The sequence below is a fragment of the Microcoleus sp. Pol1C5 genome, assembly GCF_036701115.1.
GTDB lineage: Bacteria > Cyanobacteriota > Cyanobacteriia > Cyanobacteriales > Microcoleaceae > Microcoleus.
In genome coordinates this window covers 111,208-129,288 of the sequence record NZ_JAUBQE010000009.1, presented here as the reverse complement: position 1 = coordinate 129,288, position 18,081 = coordinate 111,208, and the positions used below count along the sequence as shown (strand labels likewise).

Below are 18,081 nucleotides of genomic sequence, written 5' to 3'. Positions count from 1 at the left end.
TCAACTATTTTTGTAAAAATTTGTGGCGCTCGGCCCGGGTCAATATTTAACGCAAGTGCGATCGCGCCATTACAACCTCAAACAACTTAAGTAGCGGCTTTCGTCTATTCGCTGCAATGCGGTGTTATGGCGCTGTACTGCGCTACTTATGATGCTGTGCCATTTGCTGGCGAATTGCTGTCTGAATTTTGACATCGAAGTCTGGATCGTCAACTGTTGTAATGACTCTCGGCGATCGTTCCCGACGTTTTGCTAGATAAGCTTGAAAAGCAGCTCGATCGTCTCGGTGGTCAAGAAAGTACCGCCTTAACTCTGGGTAAGACATTGCACTGTAGTTAATTTGACTCATTACAGCACCTCCCCATTCGGTGTAATTTCCAACTCTATTTCCTCGTTATTTCCTGCCAATATGAATAAATTTTGAGTGCGATCGTCAATGCAAATGAGGTGAATGGGCTGAAACATTAAATACGTCAACTGGTAGCCAATTGGATACAAACCCCTCAATTGTGCGTTGGTAGGCATTTAACCCCTGTTAGTTGAATCATATTTTTTCAGTATACAATTTATTCTACCGATCGCCAAGGCTCAACATTATAAAATAACGAGTCTTTCCCATCCTACCTTATCTGCCCCAGAGTTGTGCAAAACGTGCGGCCGACCACCCAACCAAATCTGATACTTGGCCATCTCCAATCTCGACAATTCGCTTGACTCCATCTTGGCGATCTACTGCATCCACACAGAAAAATTTGCTGTGAATTAATCAGTAAGGTGGACTTTTGCCCACCCTACTGATTCTAATTGGTTCCGAAAGCGTCTACTTGAGAATGTGGGAGACGACACCGGCGCCCACAGTGCGATTACCTTCGCGGATGGCAAAACGCATATTTTGTTCGATCGCGATCGGCTGCAACAACTTCACAGTCATATTAACCCGATCGCCCGGAACTACCATGTTGATCGCGCTTCCGTCATCAGCGGTAAAAGATGCGATCGTACCTGTAACATCCGTTGTCCGCACGTAGAATTGAGGGCGATATCCCGCAAAGAAAGGAGTTCGGCGGCCGCCTTCTTTTTCCGACAGCACGTAAACCTCAGAATCGAATTCAGTGTGAGGTTTAATTGAACCGGGTTTAGCAAGTACCATACCCCGTTCAATTTCGTCTTTTTGGATGCCGCGAAGCAACAAACCGACATTATCTCCAGCCATTCCTTCATCCAGAATTTGCTGGAACATTTCAACACCGATAACATTTATCAGGCGAGTGTTGTGGATTCCCACCAATTCCACAGTATCGCCGACTTTGATTTTACCGCGCTCGATTTTGCCAGTGGCGACAGTTCCCCGACCTTTGATCGAGAACACATCTTCAACAGCCATCAGAAAAGGTTTGTCAATATCGCGATCGGGCGTAGAAATCCAGTCATCTACCGCATCCATCAAATTGTAAATGCCATCAACCCACTCATCCTCGCCGCGCTGAATTTTCGGATTAGCAGTCATCTTTTCCAGCGCTTTCAGTGCCGAACCTGCGACAATTGGAATATCATCGCCCGGGAAACCGTAAGAACTGAGAAGTTCGCGAATTTCTAACTCGACCAACTCCAAAATTTCCGCATCGTCCACCATATCTTTCTTATTCAAAAAGACAACCAACTTCGGCACTCCCACTTGCCGCGCTAACAAGATATGTTCGCGAGTTTGAGGCATCGAGCCATCTGCAGCGGACACGACGAGGATTGCACCATCCATTTGAGCGGCACCCACGATCATGTTTTTCACGTAATCAGCGTGACCTGGACAATCAACGTGAGCGTAATGGCGATCGCCAGTTTCATACTCAACGTGAGCCGTATTAATCGTGATTCCCCGCTGTTTTTCTTCCGGTGCAGCATCGATTTCATCGTACTTTTTAGCCTTGGCCCGACCCTGTGCAGCCAGCGTCATTGTAATCGCCGCTGTTAGGGTTGTTTTGCCGTGGTCAACGTGACCGATCGTACCGACATTGACGTGGGGTTTGTTCCGTTCAAATTTGGTGCGTGACATTACATTTGATTCTCCTCTAAGAGTTGTTTTTGGTTCTTAATCATGAGTTTTGAGTCCTTAGCCTATTATTGATGACTAATGACTGATGACTAATGATTAAAAAGGAAAGTGGAGGAGTCGAACCTCTACAGCTTTCGCTGCACCCTGGTATTCCCAACCAGTTGCCGTCCACACAACCGCACTTTCCAAGTTTTTGATTTTTAACCGCAGATAAACGCTGATTAAGGCAGATAGATTGAAAGTGGGTGGTATAGGAGTTGAACCTATCTGGTACCGGTTAAAAGCCGGGTGCATAACCGCTTTGCTAACCACCCTTAAAAAGTCAGCTTTTGTGTAATTCCTAAAAAATCATTGTGTAGTAAACACTTCAGTCCTTTTTTGCCCCCAGCAATTGCCACGCATAAAGTCCCGATTGCTAATACTTCACTCGATAATAAAGCAACATGAAACCGTTGCTATAGATTTTGCGATCGGCAAGTTCCAAATTTGTCGGCTCGATTGCACGGGAAAAAAGAGGAATCCCCGATCCGATAACTAGCGGATTCAACTTGACAATCATCTCGTCAATCTCAGAAAAAAGAGTTGTCGCTAAAGCGCCACCACCGCACAGCCAGATGTCTTTACCCGTTTCTTTTTTCAATTCCTTAACCAATGCGACAGGATTGTCCGAAACAAGTTCAATATTCTCATCGGGACTGGCTTTCATAGTGCGCGAAAAAACATACTGCTTCAAGCTGGGATAAGGATTAGTTATACCAACATTTAGACCTACCTCATAGGTTTTGCGTCCCATCAAAACCGCATCAAACTGCTTGTTCTCTGCACGAATGCCTAGTGCTTCCTGAAGGTGAGCAGGAAAAGTTTCAGGAAAGGAATCGAACAAATCAGCAAAATGCTCTCCTTGCATAGGAAAACAATCAAATGAGCCATCTTCGCGAGCAATAAACCCGTCAACGGTGCAAGCAACGTAATATTTTAGTTTTTTCATGTTTCACGTTTCTTTTTATAATTTGATATTACAACAATTTTACATCGTACTGTTTGAACCTATCGTCATGTGTAATGATAGTGTAATCTTCTGCTTGGGCTTGAGAAATAATTAGGCGATCGAAAGGATCTTGATGGTAAAAAGGAAGATTTTGCAATTTCTCGTAATGGAGGAACTTAGCTTCTAGAATTTGAAAGTCGTGGTCGATCAGAAATATTTCTAACTCGGACACAGAAATAGACAAAGACAACTTACTGATGCTGATTTTGATAGTAAGTTCCCACAGACTCGCTTGGCTGATATAGATTTCATTGACAGGATTAGCAATCAGCGAGCGCACATACTCATCAAGCCGATCGTTACCTTCAACAAACCAAATTAGAATGTGAGTGTCAATTAGATATTTCATGGCAACATATATTCTTCAAAACCAGGAGGTGTTTCATCAAAATCATCCGCAACGTAAGTAAAAATTCCTTGACCACAGCCAAATTGACGAGGTTTGAGAACAGCAGTCTTTTCGGGTGAATTTTCTTTCAGTATTTGGATTTCGTTTAAAATTTGAATATCCTTTAATAACAAAATCCACTGAATCAATTCTAATTTGAGAACTTGAATGCTCATGGCTTCTATGTTGAATAACTAGCAAATCTAGACTTATTATAAACCAATCCATCCACCGAGGAGGTACTGCCCCTCCTATCCCCGCGTTATCAGCACGGTGTCTCGCTTTTCGACTTCCGGTGGTTAAAAGGAAGATGAAGGAATCGAACCCTTACAGTTACCTGTACCCCAGTTTTCAAGACTGGTTGCCAACCATTTAGCGGCATCTTCCAAGGGGTGTCCGACGGGGCTTGAACCCGCTAATAACTAGCTTCACGGGCTAGCGTCTCGACCGCTTCGACTTCAGACACCGGAAGTGGAGTCAAGGAGAATCGAACTCCTGACCTCTTGCGTGCAAAGCAAGCGCTCTACCAATTGAGCTATGACCCCGCGTAAAAGATTCACCTGTTGAGTAAATCTAAAATCTAAAATATAAAATTGGTGTGGTGGATTGCGATCGGATTTGAACCGATATCTTTCTAACAGCCAGTTAGATGCTTTACCAATTAAGCTACGAACCCAGACAGCAGGAGCGGTAGGACTTGAACCCACAACATTCGAGGTAGAAGCTCGACACTCTATCCAGTTGAGTTACGCTCCCATGTTTTTTGTTAATGTGCGATTCCCTATGGGATAGCTGCGCTTCACGCACTTTGACGTGCAAGTTATCAGAGCATTGCGTTTTCTCAGTTACTAGAGGGACTCCGCCGATGAGTTACTACACACTCTTTAAAGGATGGCTACCTTTAAGCCAACCTGCCGGGTTCATCGCACTCCTCGTTCTCAAACGCCCGCTGATTTTGACAGCGTTACCTTTCCTCTCGTACTAAAGTATGTAGGCTCCAAAGATTGGGGCACGCAAAGGGCGATCGCTCTTAATATAAAAAATTATCCATTCAATGGAATCAACCTCCTTAAATTAAAGCAAAAACAACGAGAGTGGCAGGACTTGAACCCACAACATCCGCGTCCGAAGCGCGGCGCTCTATCCATTGAGCTACACTCCCATAAATTAGTAGTCCTGACAGGAGTTGAACCTGCAACATCTTGCTTGTAAGGCAAACGCTCTACCGTTGAGCTACAGGACTACAAAAGCGGATGATGGGACTCGAACCCATGCGCTGAGAATGGCATACTCAGATGCTAGCCGCTACATGACATCCGCAAACCGATTTAAAATTTGAGATTTTGGGTTTAACTGAGATGTTGCACCATTGTCAATAAGCCTGTTCTTGAGAATGGTGCAAGATGTGAGATTTAACAAACTTCTTGTTTCGCCAAGCGGATAACGAGGCTCGAACTCGTGCCTAGAGTTTGGAAGACTCGAATGCTACCGTTACACCATATCCGCAATTGTGGGGCTGGTGATAGGAATTGAACCTACAACCGACTGATTACAAATCAGTTGCTCTGCCTAATTGAGCTACACCAGCACGCCCAGCATACGGTGAGATTTGAACTCACAAAAAAGCTTTACAAAAGCCTCATGTTGCCAATTACATCACACCTGCATTTTTGGTGACGGGGGCAGGAGTTGAACCTGCTATTAAGAGGCTTATGAGACCTCCAAGCCTACCCAGGCTACTTCACCCGCGATGTCACCAAATACCCCTGACTGGCATCGAACCAGCACTAACTAGATCCTAAATCTAGCGCCTCTACCAATTGGGCTACAGGGGCAAAACCTATTTGAGGTTTGAGATTTGAGATTTTAGATTGAATAAAACCTCATACCCCTGACAGGCCTCGAACCTGCAAAAAACACTCGTTCTGAGCGAGTGATGTTTTCCAATTACATCACAGGGGTAAAGTCGGGATGGTTGGATTTGAACCAACGACTCCATGCTCCCAAAGCATGGCTTCTGGCCGCTGAATTACATCCCGTTCATGCTCCTAGTGAGACTCGAACTCACAAGCCAAATAAAACAGATTTTAAGTCTGCCGCGTCTGCCAATTCCGCCACAGGAGCAAGTAGAAACTTAGTTAAAAATTTGGTACTCCTAGTGAGATTTGAACTCACACAACACAATTTTTGAAATTGCGGCCTCTGCCAATTGGGCTACAGGAGTGTAATTGATCTGCTTTGGTAATAGCAGAACTGGGAAGGCAGGGATCGAACCTGCATTTTTCCGCTTTCAAAGAGCGGTGCCATACCGATTAGGCGACTTCCCAATAATTGGGTGCCGGGGTAGGCTTTGAACCTACAAAAACTCCTATTTCAGAGATAGGCGACTTTACCAATTTGTCTACCCGGCAATTAAAAAAATGGCTGCCCCAGTAGGACTCGAACCTACAACCTAGCGGTTAACAACCGCTTGCTCTACCATTGAGCTATAAGGCAACGCAATCCCCCAAGTCAGTATCGAACTGACGACCTCTTGTTCTTCAGACAAGCGCTCTACCAACTGAGCTATCGGGGGAAAACGGAGAAGGAGGGATTTGAACCCTCGACGGCTGTTAAACCGCTCTTTCTTAGCAGGAAAGCGCCTTAAGCCACTCGGCCACCTCTCCACAGCGAGAACGGAGGGATTTGAACCCCCAAATCTTCAGTTTCGTAGACTGAGATGTTATCCAGTTACACCACGTTCTCAAGATTGCAACTGCATATTAAATGCAGTTACAAATGGGTCGGGCTGGAATTGAACCAGCAACGCTTTAAGCTACTGTTTTACAGACAGGTACCCACGCCAATAGGAGGGCCGACCCAGAAATTTTGGAAGTGCTGACGGGAGTTGAACCCGCAATCACTTGGGTGAAAACCAAGCGGCTTAAACCATTTGCCTACAGCACTATAAATTGGCACAGGAACTGAGATTTGAACTCAGAATGCTGGTTTTGGAGACCAGAGTGTTGCCAGTTACACCATCCCTGCTTTTGGTGGCAGCGGCCGGACTTGAACCCGCATTGACCAAGGTATGAACTTGGCGCTTTACGATTAAGCTACGCTGCAATGTCACTTTCGCTTCGTTCCTTTTCAAAGTTAAAAAAATCAATTAAAAGACTGTTAGTTTAATCTTTTAATTTATAATTTTTAATTTCTGATTGGAACAGAGGTTAGAGCGGGATTTGAACCCGCGCAATTCGGTTTTGCAGACCGACGCCTTCAACCACTCGGCCACCTAACCTGGGAGTCCCGACGAGGTTTGCACTCGCAATCTTCTCCTTGAGGGGGAGACGGCTTGACTTTTGCCTACGGGACTTTGACCCCCGCCGAAAAACGGATACTTGCTTTCCGACAGGATGTGTGGATTTTAGACCCTAGTTCCAGTTCCCAGATTCTTCTCCTGTGGAGTAAATCTAAAATCTAAAATCTAAAATCTACTGACGGGAGTAACGAGACTTGAACTCGCAACCTTTCGCTCGACAGGCGATTGCTCTGACCGGTTGAGCTATACCCCCGCGAAAATGAACAATTTTCTGTCCTTGAATTACTCAAGTTGGGACAGGGTGGCGGTTGATTCCGCGTACTACAACCCGATCGGGTTATTGTTGCCGGAGTCTACACCGCCAATGTCCACAATTATGTGACACGATTAACTTCCTATTCAGTTGTCAAGGTTCATATTGCTCGTGGGGGAAGGCTTTGAAGCTCTTTCCCCTTCGCCATACATTTATACTACATTAAGTATTACAAGACTGTCAAGGGGGTAATACAACTTTTTTTTAAATTGGGTTTTTTAAAGGGGTGTCGATCGCTCCCACCCACCCGCTGCGTTCCCCCAAACCCTTATATATCAAGGTATTTTGCTGCTAAACTGACGGTGTTGCGTAAGGTAAATCTGATGCTGAAACTGTACTACACTCCAATTTCTCTGAATTCTCGCCGTGTGTGGGTGGCACTTCTGGAAAAACAGATTGCGTTTGAGCCTCTAGCACTTAACCTCGACGGCGACCAATTTAAGGCGGATTTTCTGGCAATTAACCCGTTCCACCGCATACCGGTGTTAGTGGATGGAGATTTGACTTTGGTGGAGTCGCTGGCAATTCTCGATTATCTGGAGGCGAAATACCCGACGCCTGCACTGCTACCGACAGAGGCGAAAGCGTTGGGAATTGTACGGATGGTGGAAATGCTGACGTTAAATGAACTGTTGCCGGCAATGTTTCCATTAACACGTCAAATGCTGGGTGTAGCGGGAGACACTGCACAGAAGTTGGAACAGTCAAAACAGCAGATAACAACGCTGCTGAGGTTTTTTGAGGGCTTGCTGGCGGACGATCGCACTTATTTTGCTGGGGAACAGTTTACTTTCGCCGAAGTGGTGGCGGGGACTGCGGTGCCTTCCCTGGGGATGTTTGGCATATCTTTTGATGAGTATCCGAAGTTGCAGCAGTGGGCCGATCGACTTGCAGGGCGATCGAGTTGGCAGCAAACCGAGGTATCTCAAACCGAAATTGCGGCCAAAATCCCAATTATTAAGGATTTACTGGCGGCAAGGCTTTAAAAGAGCGATCGAGCTTCAAATAAAAATACCGGGCGATTAGAAATCGATCCTACACAACAAAGCTAAATATACCGGGCGATTCAAACTCCCTGGACTCAATAAACTCTTAACCCTTGGCTTGCGGGTTTTGTCTGTGTATGCGCGCATTTAATCCCCGCATTCGATCGCTGTCAATCCCCGGTGAGACATATTTATAGAAAACTTCGATCGCAACCGCAAGAATTAACACTGACGAAAATGCCGATAGCCCAAACTCGCACAAAAGATCGATCGCCCTGCGATAATCAGCTTTTAGATATCCAATACTACAAATCAAACCTTGTCTGAATTGCCCTTAACTCCCGTACCCGCATCGCCAGAAGCCGATCGCCCAAACCTCTATCACTGGCTACACTCCTTGGATACCTGTCCGAGTACCAACAGTTGGGCGATTGCCCGCGCGGCCCAACTCCACCACGGAGATGCAGTATTTACCCAGCGACAAACCAGCGGGCGCGGCCAACACGGGCGCACCTGGCACGCCCCAACTGGTGTCTTGACTGTTAGTTTTGTACTCGACAACCTCAACCCCAATCTGTTGCCCGGGCTCAGTTTAGCAGCCGGTTTAGCCGTGATTTACGCGATCGAAGATTTGGTTCCCGACTGTCGCGATATGCTGCGCCTGAAATGGCCAAACGATGTCTGGATCGATCGCCACAAATTAGCGGGAATTCTCTGCGAAGCTACTTCCGGCAATGTTTTTGGTAAAACTCGCGCCGTTGTGGGAATTGGACTCAACCGCTGCGTAGATTTCGCGGCTGCGGGATTGGATGAAAGGGATCTCGGCAATGCGGTAAGCTTGCATTCTATTGCTAGTACAGTACCAGATGAACTGTGTTTGCTCGATCGACTGCGCCACTATTTACTCGAACTAGCCGATATGTTTTCTACAGCAGACAAGCCAGCCTCCAAGTCCGGTTTAGCGCTACTTTTGCCGGAATTGCGACGCCGCGATGCGTTGATTGGCTGCCCGGTGGCGATCGAACTTGCGTCGGAAACCATCTGCGGAGAAGCAGCGGGCATGGATGGATGCGGCCGCTTGTTAGTATGCTTGGCGGGCGATCGAATACAAGCCTTTACCTCCGGGCGAGTTAGATTAATTTAAGAGGAAGAAGGAAGAAGGAAGAAGGAAGAAGGGAAATGCAGTCAGAGCAATATTTTCAGCGCTCAAAAATGTCCTAACCTTCTTGCCAGTTACTATAAATTAACAGAAAGAAGTCATTAGTCATTAGTCATTAGTCATTAGGGAAAATTCCCCATTAACAATGCCCAATGCCCGATGCCCGATGCCCAATTCCCTATTTTAATTTATCACCTCAAATACTACCAATCTGCTCAACCACAGCGGTTGATTTGCCTCCACACCTTCCGGACGACCCTTAGTAGAAGCAACTTGTATTCTGTTGCCATTTATCCCTTGTCTAACCAAAATACCTTTCACATTTGTCGCCCTTTCCAGTGCCAACTTTTGATTTTCTACCGGAGTGCTTTTAAAATCGCTGTAGCCAACTATCCTTAAATTCTTTGTGCGGTTTTTCTCCATATATTCCTTGACTTTACTAAGCTTTTGTGCCACATCTTTCGCCTCCAAACTTGCCGAGCCTGCACCAAAATACACGCGAACTGGCATTATTATCTTTGGCGGCGGTGGAGTTCCTATTATCACTGTATTTGTTACAGACTTTACCCCCGGAATTTTCTCAAAAGCTTGAGTTATTTTCTGAGCATCTGGCACTTTGCTTACGCTGCCTGCAACGGCGACTTTTCCCTCTGCATAGCGAGCTGAGATATTAATGCTTTCTACTTTATTCAAAAGAGCTGCCGTCCGCTTGACATCAGCTTCGACTAAAACTGGATCGGGAGGTACTTCAACGGCTATAATTTTATTTTCAATTCTTGATTGTGGAGCCACTTGCTGAGCGATTTTTTCCGCTTTCAATCGCAGATTTTGATTCGGCACTCGTCCCGAAATCTGCAATAATTTATCTTTAACATCTGCCGCGATACGATAAACCGATAACTCTGGAGCAGATTGTAATGCTAAATTCGTATCTGCTTCTAAGTTCGCTTCAACTGCGCTGCGGTATTGATGAATTCCCCAAGGTACGCCAATTAAACCTAACGCTGCCAAACCGATAATTGGTAAAATGGGAAGTTTAGAAGATTTAACTTTTACATCTGTATCAATTAATTTTTGCAATTTCGAGTTTACTTCGGGTGGTACAATTGCTGGATCGCCGTTAAATGACCGAATTTGATCTCCGTGTTCTTGAACAATATTGTTGAATATCGCTCGCATTTTGTACTTAAACCACTGGCGGGTTTCTCCTTGCATCACTACTGCTAGATAACACGAACCCGCAACTTCCAGTACGATCGTAGATGTGCCGTATTCTATTGCATCAATTTCTGCAATATTTCCAGACTGAGATATGCAATCGTTGACAAAAGCCCGAATAGCAGTCAGCATCCCCGCTACCATGTCTGATTCTAGCTGTTCGCGTTCAGACTTCTGCACTGCTGAAATTACTAAGCCGGATTTTGTTTGAATTAAAAAAACAGCTTTAACACTCAGTGGTGTTGTTTCTTTCATCAGCAGTTCTGCTTCAGAAATACCCTGTAATTTTGCTTTAATTTTGCGACTAATTCTCTCTGGACTTAAAGATGCTTCGAGTTTTTCATTAATCTCCCGCATCATCTCGGCGATGTATTTTAAAATCGTGCTGCCGATGATCGGATAAAGTGCATCCGACATTGCTTCTCGCTTGAGATGAATTTGCTGTTTGATAGCGGTGGCCATTTCCGGCGCGATCGCCATTGCAATTTCATCGGGCGATTCACTGACTCTGTGGCTGATTCCCACAGGAAGAGCAGGCGATATGGCTACTCCCATCGATTGTCTATTTTCTCGGCTTTTCGTATTAATTATTTCATCAATTATCGGAGCTATGGTTTCGACAAATGATTTTCTAGACTCATTAATTGTTTGGATCATCATTTCGGGAAAAATGATTTTAATTCTGGCAAGCAATTCTTCCCGATTGCCTCCCCATTCCGCATCAGTAATTTTGCGATCGAGTTCGCCTACTTTATCGTTGAGTCTGTAATTATAACTTACAACTTCATCTAACAATGGTAAAATAGATTCGATGACAGACTTTTGCAGTTGGGCGTGATGGCTAACCATTAGCTCGTCAATCAAAGGTTTCAGTAAATCGGTAAACAAGTCTGTCGATTCATAAATCCGGTGTTCGATCGCGACAATTTTTTGTTCGATCTTCCCGAGTCTTTGATCGATCCTTTTATTCTGAATGATGGCATCGACAGCCGGGGCGATCGCAGATTCTATCTCTAGCTTTGCTTCCCCGATGTTTCGAGACAGCATTTCTACAATCACTGGCATTATTCTTGCCATCAACCCTTCTATCTCGGCTAAAACTTGCTGCTGAACTTCGACAATCTTACTTTCATTATTTAATATTTGTGCTGCAATACCGCTGTTTTGAAGAGCTGTGTTGACACCAGGTGCGATCGCCTCTCTCACCTCTAACTTTGTCTCCTCGATTTTCCGGTTCAGTGACTCAATCATTAACGGCATTAACCTTGCCATTATATCTTCCGGCTGAGATTTTTGCTGTCGCTGAAGATTATTTAGTCTACTTTCTACGTCGCTCAATTTTCCTTGAACTTCTCTTTGAAGAATTGCTGATTCTATCAAAGGTTCAATCGTCGCTGCTACTTGTAATTTTGATTCATCGATTTTCTGATTCAGCAAATCAGCTATTGCGGGCATTAGCATCGCCAGTATCTCTTCTGGCTTCTGAATAGGCGACTGTTGTGTAGCCAGTCGGCGTTCGATGATGCTCAATACTTTTTCTTCTATTTCTACCCAAGCTATTCTTACCTGTACTGAGGGGGTAACAGCTTCTACAATCTCTGATTTTAATTCACTAATTTTGCGGTTTAGCAATTCGCTAACTACTGGTACTAGCTGCTTGATTAAATCTTCAGGTTGCTGCTGGTAACGCTGCTGAATATTCGCAACTCTATCTTCAATTCTTACTACCTGTTCTTCAAGTCCGTTTTGATTGTGAATTACTTGATTGACTTTTGGTGCGATCGCCGAAGCTACCTCTAACTTAGACTCCTCTACCTTACGCTTGAGCAGATCGCCCACCACCAACATCACCCGTTTCATTAACTGTTCTGAATTTGGCAGTTGCTGCGGGTTAAAGTTAGCAATTTTATTTTCCAAGTCCGCTATTTTAGTCTGCAATTCGAGCCGATTAATTTGATCACTGCTAGCGAGTTCGATCGCCTTTTTTAATTCCGACTTCAACCGCTCTAATTCATCTCTCACTAACTCAGGAATTAACGGCTTCAGTAAAGTCATCAACTCTTGGGGTTCAGACATCAACTTCTCAAAATTTTCTAACCTTTGTTCCACGCTCAAAACATTACTGTAAAATTCCGGTAAATCTCTTTCAAATAGCAATTGTTGCAACCGTTTAAACTCCTCTACTGCTTCTTCTAATTCTTCCTCCGACGGCCGATTTTTTTTTGCTATCTTCCCGGCTATCGATAAATCGGGTTCCTCATTATTGTTTTCTCGTCTTTGAGATGGGATCTCTTCCTCGTTAGTTAATACTTCCGGTACAATACTCGGTGATTCGATCCGAAAAGACAATTGTTTGCGCCGATTTTCCTCATCCTCCAACCGCTGCACAGACTTTTCGGAAAGCGGTAACTTCAGCTCGCTTGGTTCTTTTTTTGATTTCTTTAATAACTGAAATTCAGTCAGTATGGTTAGCAATTCCTGAAGTTGCTCTCCTGCTTTAGAACTTCCCCGAGTTGCATCAGAAACCTCTTTTTCTGACTGATGTATTTTGCCTGAATTATCATTAGATGCTGCCATACTCCGCTACCCAAACGTGATTTTAATCGACCGAAGGAAATTACCAGCTTGCTTGCCGCCTCACCCCAGCGAAAATCAATAGGAATGACACAATTTTTCCAAGCGTCAGGCGTACTAAAGCTATCGCCCTATTTTAACTGCTGTTCTGCGACTAGCCAACTGGGCCGCCAACTGCAATGCTGCCTTCATGCTGGAGGCATCTGCAATCCCCTGACCTACAATATCAAAAGCTGTGCCGTGATCCGGAGAGGTGCGGACAAAAGGCAAGCCAATTGTAGTGTTGACTGCTTTATCGAAAGCCATCAATTTTACTGGAATCAACCCCTGGTCGTGGTACATTGCCAAGTAACCGTCGTGAGCTTCCTTGGCTAAACCGTACCAAACTTTAGCCGGTTTTACCCACAGGGTATCAGGGGGGACTGGCCCGTCTAACTGCACTTGAGGAAAGCGATCGCGCTGCGTTTCCAACCAAGGTATCATCCAGTCTTGCTCTTCATTTCCCAGTTTGCCATTTTCGCCGCTGTGAGGATTTAAGCCAGAAATCGCAATTTTCGGTCTTTCCAGCCCAAAATCTTCCCGCAAACACTCTACCAGCAATTCTAGTTTTTCGCTCAGCAATTCTGGAGTCAAAGCATCGGGGACTTGACGCAGGGAAATATGTGTGGTAGCGAGTAAAGTTACCAGCGTCCAGCCACTGTGGGGAGATGTGGCGGCAAACAGCATTCCGAACCGCTGCGATTTTGCCCTTTCTGCGAGGAGTTCTGTTTGTCCGGGATAATTGTAACCGGCCGCCTGCCAGCAAGTTTTGGAAATCGGGCCTGTCACGATGGCGGAGAATTCGCCGGCAATGGTACGGGCGATCGCACTTTCCATGTAAGCAAAGCTAGCAGCCCCGCTAGCTGCACTACCCACACCGGGGACTATTTCGCCCCACTTGTTGTCTGGTTCAATATCAATAATATTTAATGTTTCGGGATTTGCCGCTTCTGCTGGTGGATTGCTCGATCGCAACTTATCGTAAGTTTCCTGCAAAACTCTCCTAGAGCCTATAACCGTTGCCCTCAAACCAGCAGCGGGATCGGCCAATGCCTTGAGAATCACTTCCGGCCCAATTCCCGCCGGATCTCCCAGAGTTACAGCTAGTTGTGATTCCCGATCGAGACTCAAGGCAGTTTTCTCCAACAAAATACAGCAATTTCGGCACTGAAATTTTAGCATTCATGTACCTGGTTGCCCCAAATTATATTATCTTTATTTAATGCGATCGCCCAATTGGACATATAAAATCATGAATCCTGAAATTTTCACTGCAGCCTTTTTGTCCTTTTCCCTAATTTTCGTAGGTATAGGTGGAGGCTTCCTCCTGCTCAAATTGCAAGGCCGCGAAGAATAAGTTTTTTTCAACCAATCCTTCAGAAGCCTTCTACCTTCTGTCTTCTAGAGTCTACTTGCTGCCGAAAGTCAGCGTTGTGCCGAATATCTCAAGCCTAAAATGAGAAAATTTCAGGTTTTTGTTAAGTTTTTATAACAAACTTAACAAAAACCTGATACCATCTTATTGAAAGTTTAAGATTCATAATTAATCCCTAGATGACTTTATTGATTTTAGGTGCCACCGGCACTCTCGGCCGCCAAATAGCCCGCCGCGCCCTAGACGAGGGCTACCAGGTGCGCTGTTTAGTCAGAAGTTACAGAAAAGCTGCATTTTTGAAAGAATGGGGCGCTGAACTCGTACCGGGGAACCTTTGCCAGCCAGACAGTCTGCCTCCGGCCCTAGAAGGCGTCAGTGCTATTATCGATGCAGCAACAGCGAGTGCAGCCGATTCTGTCAGCATCAAAAGAGTAGACTGGGACGGAAAAGTATCGCTGATCCAAGCAGCAGCAGCAGCAGGCATCAAGCGTTACATATTCTTTTCCTTTCTCGACGCCGAGAAATATCCCCAAGTCCCCTTGTTGGAAATCAAGCGCTGTACCGAATTGTTTTTAGCAGAATCCGGTCTAGACTACACAATCTTGAGACCTTGCGGCTTTTTGCAAGGACTGCTGAGCCTGTATGCAATGCCGATTTTGGACAATCAGGCAGTCTGGCTGCCCAACAAGCCATCCGCCCTTGCCTACATGAACACTCAGGACGTTGCTAAATTTGCCGTCCGGGCCCTTTCCGTTCCTGAAACCGAGAAAAAAAGCTTTCCGGTGGTGGGAAATCGCGCTTGGGATGCTGACGAAATCGTGCGGTTGTGCGAACGGCTGTCAGGGAAGCAAGCTAAAATTACGCGCACCCCAGACGCCTTGTTGAAGGCTACTCGTCAATTTGCTAAGTTCTTTCAGTGGAGTTGGAACGTAGCTGACAGATTGGCTTTTTCAGAAGTTTTGGCAGCCGGAAAACCCTTGAAAGCTCCGATGGATGATGTTTACAGTGTCTTCGGAATAGACCCCAAAGAAACTACTACTTTGGAGTCTTATCTCGAAGAATACTTTAATCTGATTATGAAGAAGCTCAAGGAAATAGAGTACGAGCAGCTTAAAACTAAAAAACGGAGTAAACAAAAAATGCCCTTTACATTTTAAAGTGCCGAAAGCTGGGATTATATACAACGACGTTAAACCTGTGGCTTGTCGCATCGCCGCAGAGTTGGAAGACAAGCTGACTGCCCGCGGCTGGGAGGTTTGCTCGGTTTCTGGTTCCGGAGGAATTCTGGGCTATTCTAGCCCCGATCGCCCGATGTGCCACAATCCGATCGAACAACTCGTCCCCCCCGGTTTTGACAGCGACATGGAGTTTGCAGTGGTTTTGGGCGGCGACGGTACGGTGCTGTCGGCATTTCGCCAAGTTGCTCCGATTGGAGTGCCGCTGCTGACTGTCAATACCGGTCACATGGGCTTTTTAACAGAAACTTACCTGAACTTGCTGCCGCAAGCTTTGGAAAAGGTAATCGCCGGAGAATACGAAATAGAAGAAAGATCAATGCTGGCGGTGCGGCTGTTTCGAGAAAACGACTGCCTCTGGGAAGCTCTTTGTCTCAATGAAATGGTGCTGCACCGGGAACCGCTGACTTGTATGTGTCATTTTGAAGTGGCGATCGGTCAGCACGCCTCTATTGATATTGCCGCAGATGGAGTCATCATCGCAACTCCCACAGGATCGACAGCTTACGCCCTTTCAGCGGGTGGCCCTGTGATCATTCCCGGAGTGCCGGTGCTGCAATTGCTGCCTATTTGCCCGCATTCAATGGCTTCGCGGGCTTTGGTGTTTTCCAACACCGAGCCGGTCAAGATTTTGCCAGCGAGTCCAAACCGCCTGGTAATGGTGGTAGACGGTAACGGCGGATGTTATGTTCTGCCCGAAGATTGGGTGCAAGTTGAGCGAGCTCCGTACCCAGCCCGGTTTATTCGGGTGCAATCTTTTGAGTTTTTCCACATTTTGCGGGAAAAATTAGGCTGGGGATTGCCTCACATTGCTAAACCGAGTTCCGTTGAGTTGCCTTGATAGTTGTTGTTGACACTCCCCGACTATCAAGGTACGGGGATTGTTGGCTCAACCAGTTGGCTTGCTCGTAGATATCATATCAAGTCCTAGCTGTAGGAGACCGCAATTCCCGTTCCCGTTTTTCACCGATTGAAGGGATTTTGATTTTTTTATCTGTTAATAAATCGTAGAATAAAGCAGCAATTAGTGTTGGTAATGTAGGGCGACATTTATCCACCGGAATCCTTAATTTTCGTTCGAGCTTCCGAATCCTCTCCAAAGTCAGGCAGCGTTTGCGAGATAACGTTGCCCATCACCCGCCGCCAACAACCTTTCTATCATAACAAATTACCTTTCGACAGTCGGTGTCCATGGGCGTTGTTAGGCATCAAGGTCACCTAGACATTCTCATAGCTTATTGTCACTGAGAATGATGTTGCATCTTGCGTAAAAATTGCTGGAGAAAGATTTTGATGCTTTAGCATTTTTTTTACCCATAACAACCCACTACCAACTAACTCAACAAGCCCTTTTTGTCGAAGCTGCAATGCTAATTTTTCATTCCTTATTACAACGTATCCTCCAGAAATTTGATTGTTACTAAGACTTAGAGGAGGCAATAACCTTCCAGGATTTTTTACCTGAATCGAAGTTGGCATAACCTTAATAACTACATCATTAGCTCGATCGTATGCGCGATGTACTATCGCATTTACTAATAATTCGCGAAGCAGCATGATAGAGATGCGCTCTTGGTGAATCAGAGGTGAGAAATTAGGAATAATAAACTCTTCTAATATAGAAAGTGCTGAGGATATTAATTCCTCTATTGTATCTTCAAGTCGATATTTCTTCCTAACGACTTGACCGCTAATGTCCAATACTTCTACTACTACTGCACATTTACTTTCAATGGTAGTGATAGATGAAATGATTTCGTCTGAGGGAACAATATTTTTTTCAATCTCAGATATTAATTCTTGAAAACGACTCTCTAGATAATTGCAAGGATCAGCAGGAATTTTCCATTTTTGATTAAATAATATATCTTTGCAAGGTAGAGCAATGCGTATGTCAGCATCCAAAGACAAGTTATTATATGGACGATGCTTTGCGTTCCAAGATTCTTGTGAATGATAGACTTCTTGTATTTTTTTGCTGCCGTTTATAAACCATATTTCATTTGTTTCAGGACGGTAAATGGCAAGACATAAGTATGGTTGACGTTCTAAATATTTTTTCTTTAATCCCTGAATAAAATTATGTTTTATATTTATTTTTTCTGGGAATTGAACCGATTTAACTTGTATAGGAATTGTAATATCAAGTTTTCCAATTTTTACTCTGAAGTTTACATCAATCTCGTCATCAATTTGTAAAGGTTTATCAATATTGAATCCGCATCGCGACAAAACTGCTATGACATTAAATTCGCCAGCAGTACCAGATCGGGTATTTCTTAATTTATTGGGCATTTATATAGTTTCCCTCACATGGCATCTGTAGTTTCGGTAGTTCATAGTTGGAATTTTTGAGAATCTCCTAGTTTGAGGTTTGGTGAAAAGATTGGATTTA

16 protein-coding genes and 29 tRNA genes are annotated in these 18,081 nt (G+C 44.9%); 5 read left to right on the top strand and 40 right to left on the bottom strand.

The window, feature by feature from the left end; genetic code table 11:
• Window positions 1–142: 142 nt before the first annotated feature.
• The 36 genes from QUA23_RS07695 to QUA23_RS07520 all read right to left on the bottom strand — a co-directional run bounded on the left by QUA23_RS07695 (window position 143) and on the right by QUA23_RS07520 (window position 7,040).
• A complete protein-coding gene (locus QUA23_RS07695) occupies window positions 143–349 on the bottom strand; it encodes a DUF6887 family protein (protein ID WP_333073691.1) in 207 nt (68 codons plus the stop codon).
• Window positions 349–525, bottom strand: a complete 177-nt coding sequence (locus QUA23_RS07690) for a DUF6888 family protein (protein ID WP_333073690.1) — start codon at window positions 523–525, stop codon at window positions 349–351. The genes QUA23_RS07695 and QUA23_RS07690 overlap by 1 nt, the downstream gene beginning before the upstream one ends.
• 100 nt (window positions 526–625) lie before the next feature.
• On the bottom strand, window positions 626–763 hold the full coding sequence (locus QUA23_RS07685; protein WP_333073738.1) for an ATP-grasp domain-containing protein: 138 nt from the start codon (window positions 761–763) through the stop codon (window positions 626–628).
• A gap of 57 nt (window positions 764–820) precedes the next feature.
• Window positions 821–2,050 carry an elongation factor Tu gene (tuf, locus tag QUA23_RS07680; protein ID WP_333073689.1) on the bottom strand — a complete coding sequence of 410 codons (1,230 nt, stop codon included), beginning with the start codon at window positions 2,048–2,050 and terminating at the stop codon, window positions 821–823.
• Between the two features lie 242 nt (window positions 2,051–2,292).
• Window positions 2,293–2,364: transfer RNA gene (locus QUA23_RS07675), tRNA-Lys, on the bottom strand.
• A gap of 101 nt (window positions 2,365–2,465) precedes the next feature.
• A complete protein-coding gene (locus QUA23_RS07670; protein WP_333073688.1) occupies window positions 2,466–3,038 on the bottom strand; it encodes a dihydrofolate reductase family protein in 573 nt (190 codons plus the stop codon).
• Window positions 3,039–3,066: 28 nt separating this feature from the next.
• Window positions 3,067–3,447, bottom strand: coding sequence for a type II toxin-antitoxin system VapC family toxin (locus QUA23_RS07665; protein ID WP_333073687.1), 381 nt, complete (start codon window positions 3,445–3,447; stop codon window positions 3,067–3,069).
• Complete coding sequence (locus QUA23_RS07660) at window positions 3,444–3,662, bottom strand: hypothetical protein (RefSeq protein ID WP_333073686.1); 219 nt, start codon at window positions 3,660–3,662, stop codon at window positions 3,444–3,446. The genes QUA23_RS07665 and QUA23_RS07660 overlap by 4 nt, the downstream gene beginning before the upstream one ends.
• 128 nt (window positions 3,663–3,790) lie before the next feature.
• Window positions 3,791–3,873 (bottom strand) — tRNA-Ser (locus QUA23_RS07655).
• 4 nt (window positions 3,874–3,877) lie between these two features.
• Window positions 3,878–3,952: transfer RNA gene (locus tag QUA23_RS07650), tRNA-His, on the bottom strand.
• Window positions 3,953–3,958: 6 nt separating this feature from the next.
• Window positions 3,959–4,031 (bottom strand) — tRNA-Ala (locus QUA23_RS07645).
• A 54-nt stretch (window positions 4,032–4,085) separates the two neighbouring features.
• Window positions 4,086–4,162: transfer RNA gene (locus QUA23_RS07640), tRNA-Ala, on the bottom strand.
• Window positions 4,163–4,168: 6 nt separating this feature from the next.
• Window positions 4,169–4,242: transfer RNA gene (locus QUA23_RS07635), tRNA-Arg, on the bottom strand.
• Window positions 4,243–4,575: 333 nt separating this feature from the next.
• Window positions 4,576–4,648, bottom strand: a tRNA-Arg gene (locus QUA23_RS07630).
• A gap of 9 nt (window positions 4,649–4,657) precedes the next feature.
• A tRNA-Val gene (locus tag QUA23_RS07625) sits at window positions 4,658–4,729 on the bottom strand.
• A 5-nt stretch (window positions 4,730–4,734) separates the two neighbouring features.
• A tRNA-Gly gene (locus QUA23_RS07620) sits at window positions 4,735–4,806 on the bottom strand.
• 115 nt (window positions 4,807–4,921) lie between these two features.
• Window positions 4,922–4,992 (bottom strand) — tRNA-Gly (locus QUA23_RS07615).
• Between the two features lie 5 nt (window positions 4,993–4,997).
• Window positions 4,998–5,074, bottom strand: a tRNA-Thr gene (locus tag QUA23_RS07610).
• A gap of 6 nt (window positions 5,075–5,080) precedes the next feature.
• Window positions 5,081–5,152 (bottom strand) — tRNA-Thr (locus QUA23_RS07605).
• Between the two features lie 95 nt (window positions 5,153–5,247).
• A tRNA-Leu gene (locus QUA23_RS07600) sits at window positions 5,248–5,321 on the bottom strand.
• A gap of 131 nt (window positions 5,322–5,452) precedes the next feature.
• Window positions 5,453–5,525, bottom strand: a tRNA-Pro gene (locus QUA23_RS07595).
• 4 nt (window positions 5,526–5,529) lie between these two features.
• A tRNA-Leu gene (locus tag QUA23_RS07590) sits at window positions 5,530–5,610 on the bottom strand.
• A 23-nt stretch (window positions 5,611–5,633) separates the two neighbouring features.
• Window positions 5,634–5,710: transfer RNA gene (locus QUA23_RS07585), tRNA-Leu, on the bottom strand.
• Between the two features lie 29 nt (window positions 5,711–5,739).
• Window positions 5,740–5,813 (bottom strand) — tRNA-Gln (locus QUA23_RS07580).
• A gap of 5 nt (window positions 5,814–5,818) precedes the next feature.
• Window positions 5,819–5,897: transfer RNA gene (locus QUA23_RS07575), tRNA-Gln, on the bottom strand.
• A gap of 10 nt (window positions 5,898–5,907) precedes the next feature.
• A tRNA-Asn gene (locus tag QUA23_RS07570) sits at window positions 5,908–5,982 on the bottom strand.
• Between the two features lie 6 nt (window positions 5,983–5,988).
• Window positions 5,989–6,061: transfer RNA gene (locus QUA23_RS07565), tRNA-Phe, on the bottom strand.
• A 4-nt stretch (window positions 6,062–6,065) separates the two neighbouring features.
• A tRNA-Ser gene (locus tag QUA23_RS07560) sits at window positions 6,066–6,152 on the bottom strand.
• A gap of 4 nt (window positions 6,153–6,156) precedes the next feature.
• A tRNA-Arg gene (locus QUA23_RS07555) sits at window positions 6,157–6,231 on the bottom strand.
• A 34-nt stretch (window positions 6,232–6,265) separates the two neighbouring features.
• Window positions 6,266–6,347, bottom strand: a tRNA-Tyr gene (locus QUA23_RS07550).
• 8 nt (window positions 6,348–6,355) lie between these two features.
• Window positions 6,356–6,432 (bottom strand) — tRNA-Glu (locus QUA23_RS07545).
• A 6-nt stretch (window positions 6,433–6,438) separates the two neighbouring features.
• A tRNA-Trp gene (locus QUA23_RS07540) sits at window positions 6,439–6,513 on the bottom strand.
• Window positions 6,514–6,516: 3 nt separating this feature from the next.
• Window positions 6,517–6,591, bottom strand: a tRNA-Met gene (locus QUA23_RS07535).
• 101 nt (window positions 6,592–6,692) lie between these two features.
• A tRNA-Cys gene (locus tag QUA23_RS07530) sits at window positions 6,693–6,766 on the bottom strand.
• Window positions 6,767–6,841 (bottom strand) — tRNA-Glu (locus QUA23_RS07525).
• 125 nt (window positions 6,842–6,966) lie between these two features.
• Window positions 6,967–7,040 (bottom strand) — tRNA-Asp (locus QUA23_RS07520).
• Between the two features lie 383 nt (window positions 7,041–7,423).
• Between QUA23_RS07520 and QUA23_RS07515 the strand changes: the two genes are divergently transcribed.
• Window positions 7,424–8,086: a glutathione S-transferase family protein gene (locus tag QUA23_RS07515; RefSeq protein ID WP_333073684.1), complete on the top strand. Its 663-nt coding sequence runs from the start codon at window positions 7,424–7,426 to the stop codon at window positions 8,084–8,086.
• A 106-nt stretch (window positions 8,087–8,192) separates the two neighbouring features.
• Here QUA23_RS07515 and QUA23_RS07510 read toward each other — a convergent pair whose 3' ends face one another.
• Complete coding sequence (locus QUA23_RS07510; protein ID WP_333073682.1) at window positions 8,193–8,402, bottom strand: hypothetical protein; 210 nt, start codon at window positions 8,400–8,402, stop codon at window positions 8,193–8,195.
• Window positions 8,403–8,405: 3 nt separating this feature from the next.
• Between QUA23_RS07510 and QUA23_RS07505 the strand changes: the two genes are divergently transcribed.
• Window positions 8,406–9,230 (top strand): biotin--[acetyl-CoA-carboxylase] ligase, encoded by an 825-nt coding sequence (locus QUA23_RS07505; RefSeq protein WP_333073680.1) that lies wholly within the window; start codon window positions 8,406–8,408, stop codon window positions 9,228–9,230.
• A gap of 198 nt (window positions 9,231–9,428) precedes the next feature.
• Here QUA23_RS07505 and QUA23_RS07500 read toward each other — a convergent pair whose 3' ends face one another.
• Together QUA23_RS07500 and pdxA are read right to left on the bottom strand one after the other, a co-directional pair.
• Window positions 9,429–13,040 carry an OmpA family protein gene (locus tag QUA23_RS07500; RefSeq protein ID WP_333073679.1) on the bottom strand — a complete coding sequence of 1,204 codons (3,612 nt, stop codon included), beginning with the start codon at window positions 13,038–13,040 and terminating at the stop codon, window positions 9,429–9,431.
• Between the two features lie 120 nt (window positions 13,041–13,160).
• On the bottom strand, window positions 13,161–14,258 hold the full coding sequence (gene pdxA, locus QUA23_RS07495) for a 4-hydroxythreonine-4-phosphate dehydrogenase PdxA (RefSeq protein ID WP_333073678.1): 1,098 nt from the start codon (window positions 14,256–14,258) through the stop codon (window positions 13,161–13,163).
• A 40-nt stretch (window positions 14,259–14,298) separates the two neighbouring features.
• On the opposite strand from pdxA, the gene petM reads away from it, so the two are divergent.
• The 3 genes from petM (at window position 14,299) to QUA23_RS07480 (ending at window position 16,527) form a co-directional block, all read left to right on the top strand.
• Complete coding sequence (gene petM, locus QUA23_RS07490; protein ID WP_445243474.1) at window positions 14,299–14,433, top strand: cytochrome b6-f complex subunit PetM; 135 nt, start codon at window positions 14,299–14,301, stop codon at window positions 14,431–14,433.
• 197 nt (window positions 14,434–14,630) lie between these two features.
• Window positions 14,631–15,608 carry an NmrA family NAD(P)-binding protein gene (locus QUA23_RS07485; protein ID WP_190657002.1) on the top strand — a complete coding sequence of 326 codons (978 nt, stop codon included), beginning with the start codon at window positions 14,631–14,633 and terminating at the stop codon, window positions 15,606–15,608.
• Window position 15,609: 1 nt separating this feature from the next.
• Window positions 15,610–16,527 carry an NAD(+) kinase gene (locus QUA23_RS07480; RefSeq protein ID WP_333073675.1) on the top strand — a complete coding sequence of 306 codons (918 nt, stop codon included), beginning with the start codon at window positions 15,610–15,612 and terminating at the stop codon, window positions 16,525–16,527.
• Between the two features lie 377 nt (window positions 16,528–16,904).
• On the opposite strand, the gene QUA23_RS07475 is transcribed toward QUA23_RS07480, so the two are convergent.
• The gene (locus tag QUA23_RS07475) at window positions 16,905–17,981 is read right to left on the bottom strand and encodes an ATP-binding protein (protein WP_333073674.1); all 1,077 of its coding nucleotides are present in this window, start codon (window positions 17,979–17,981) and stop codon (window positions 16,905–16,907) included.
• Between the last annotated feature and the right edge of the window lie 100 nt (window positions 17,982–18,081).

Coding starts and splice junctions, on each gene's coding strand:
- QUA23_RS07695 (WP_333073691.1), bottom strand. CDS start 349: ATGAGTCAAATTAACTACAGTGCAATGTCTTACCCAGAGTTAAGGCGG.
- QUA23_RS07690 (WP_333073690.1), bottom strand. CDS start 525: ATGCCTACCAACGCACAATTGAGGGGTTTGTATCCAATTGGCTACCAG.
- tuf (WP_333073689.1), bottom strand. CDS start 2,050: ATGTCACGCACCAAATTTGAACGGAACAAACCCCACGTCAATGTCGGT.
- QUA23_RS07670 (WP_333073688.1), bottom strand. CDS start 3,038: ATGAAAAAACTAAAATATTACGTTGCTTGCACCGTTGACGGGTTTATT.
- QUA23_RS07665 (WP_333073687.1), bottom strand. CDS start 3,447: ATGAAATATCTAATTGACACTCACATTCTAATTTGGTTTGTTGAAGGT.
- QUA23_RS07660 (WP_333073686.1), bottom strand. CDS start 3,662: ATGAGCATTCAAGTTCTCAAATTAGAATTGATTCAGTGGATTTTGTTA.
- QUA23_RS07515 (WP_333073684.1), top strand. CDS start 7,424: ATGCTGAAACTGTACTACACTCCAATTTCTCTGAATTCTCGCCGTGTG.
- QUA23_RS07500 (WP_333073679.1), bottom strand. CDS start 13,040: ATGGCAGCATCTAATGATAATTCAGGCAAAATACATCAGTCAGAAAAA.
- pdxA (WP_333073678.1), bottom strand. CDS start 14,258: ATGCTAAAATTTCAGTGCCGAAATTGCTGTATTTTGTTGGAGAAAACT.
- petM (WP_445243474.1), top strand. CDS start 14,299: ATGCGATCGCCCAATTGGACATATAAAATCATGAATCCTGAAATTTTC.
- QUA23_RS07485 (WP_190657002.1), top strand. CDS start 14,631: ATGACTTTATTGATTTTAGGTGCCACCGGCACTCTCGGCCGCCAAATA.
- QUA23_RS07475 (WP_333073674.1), bottom strand. CDS start 17,981: ATGCCCAATAAATTAAGAAATACCCGATCTGGTACTGCTGGCGAATTT.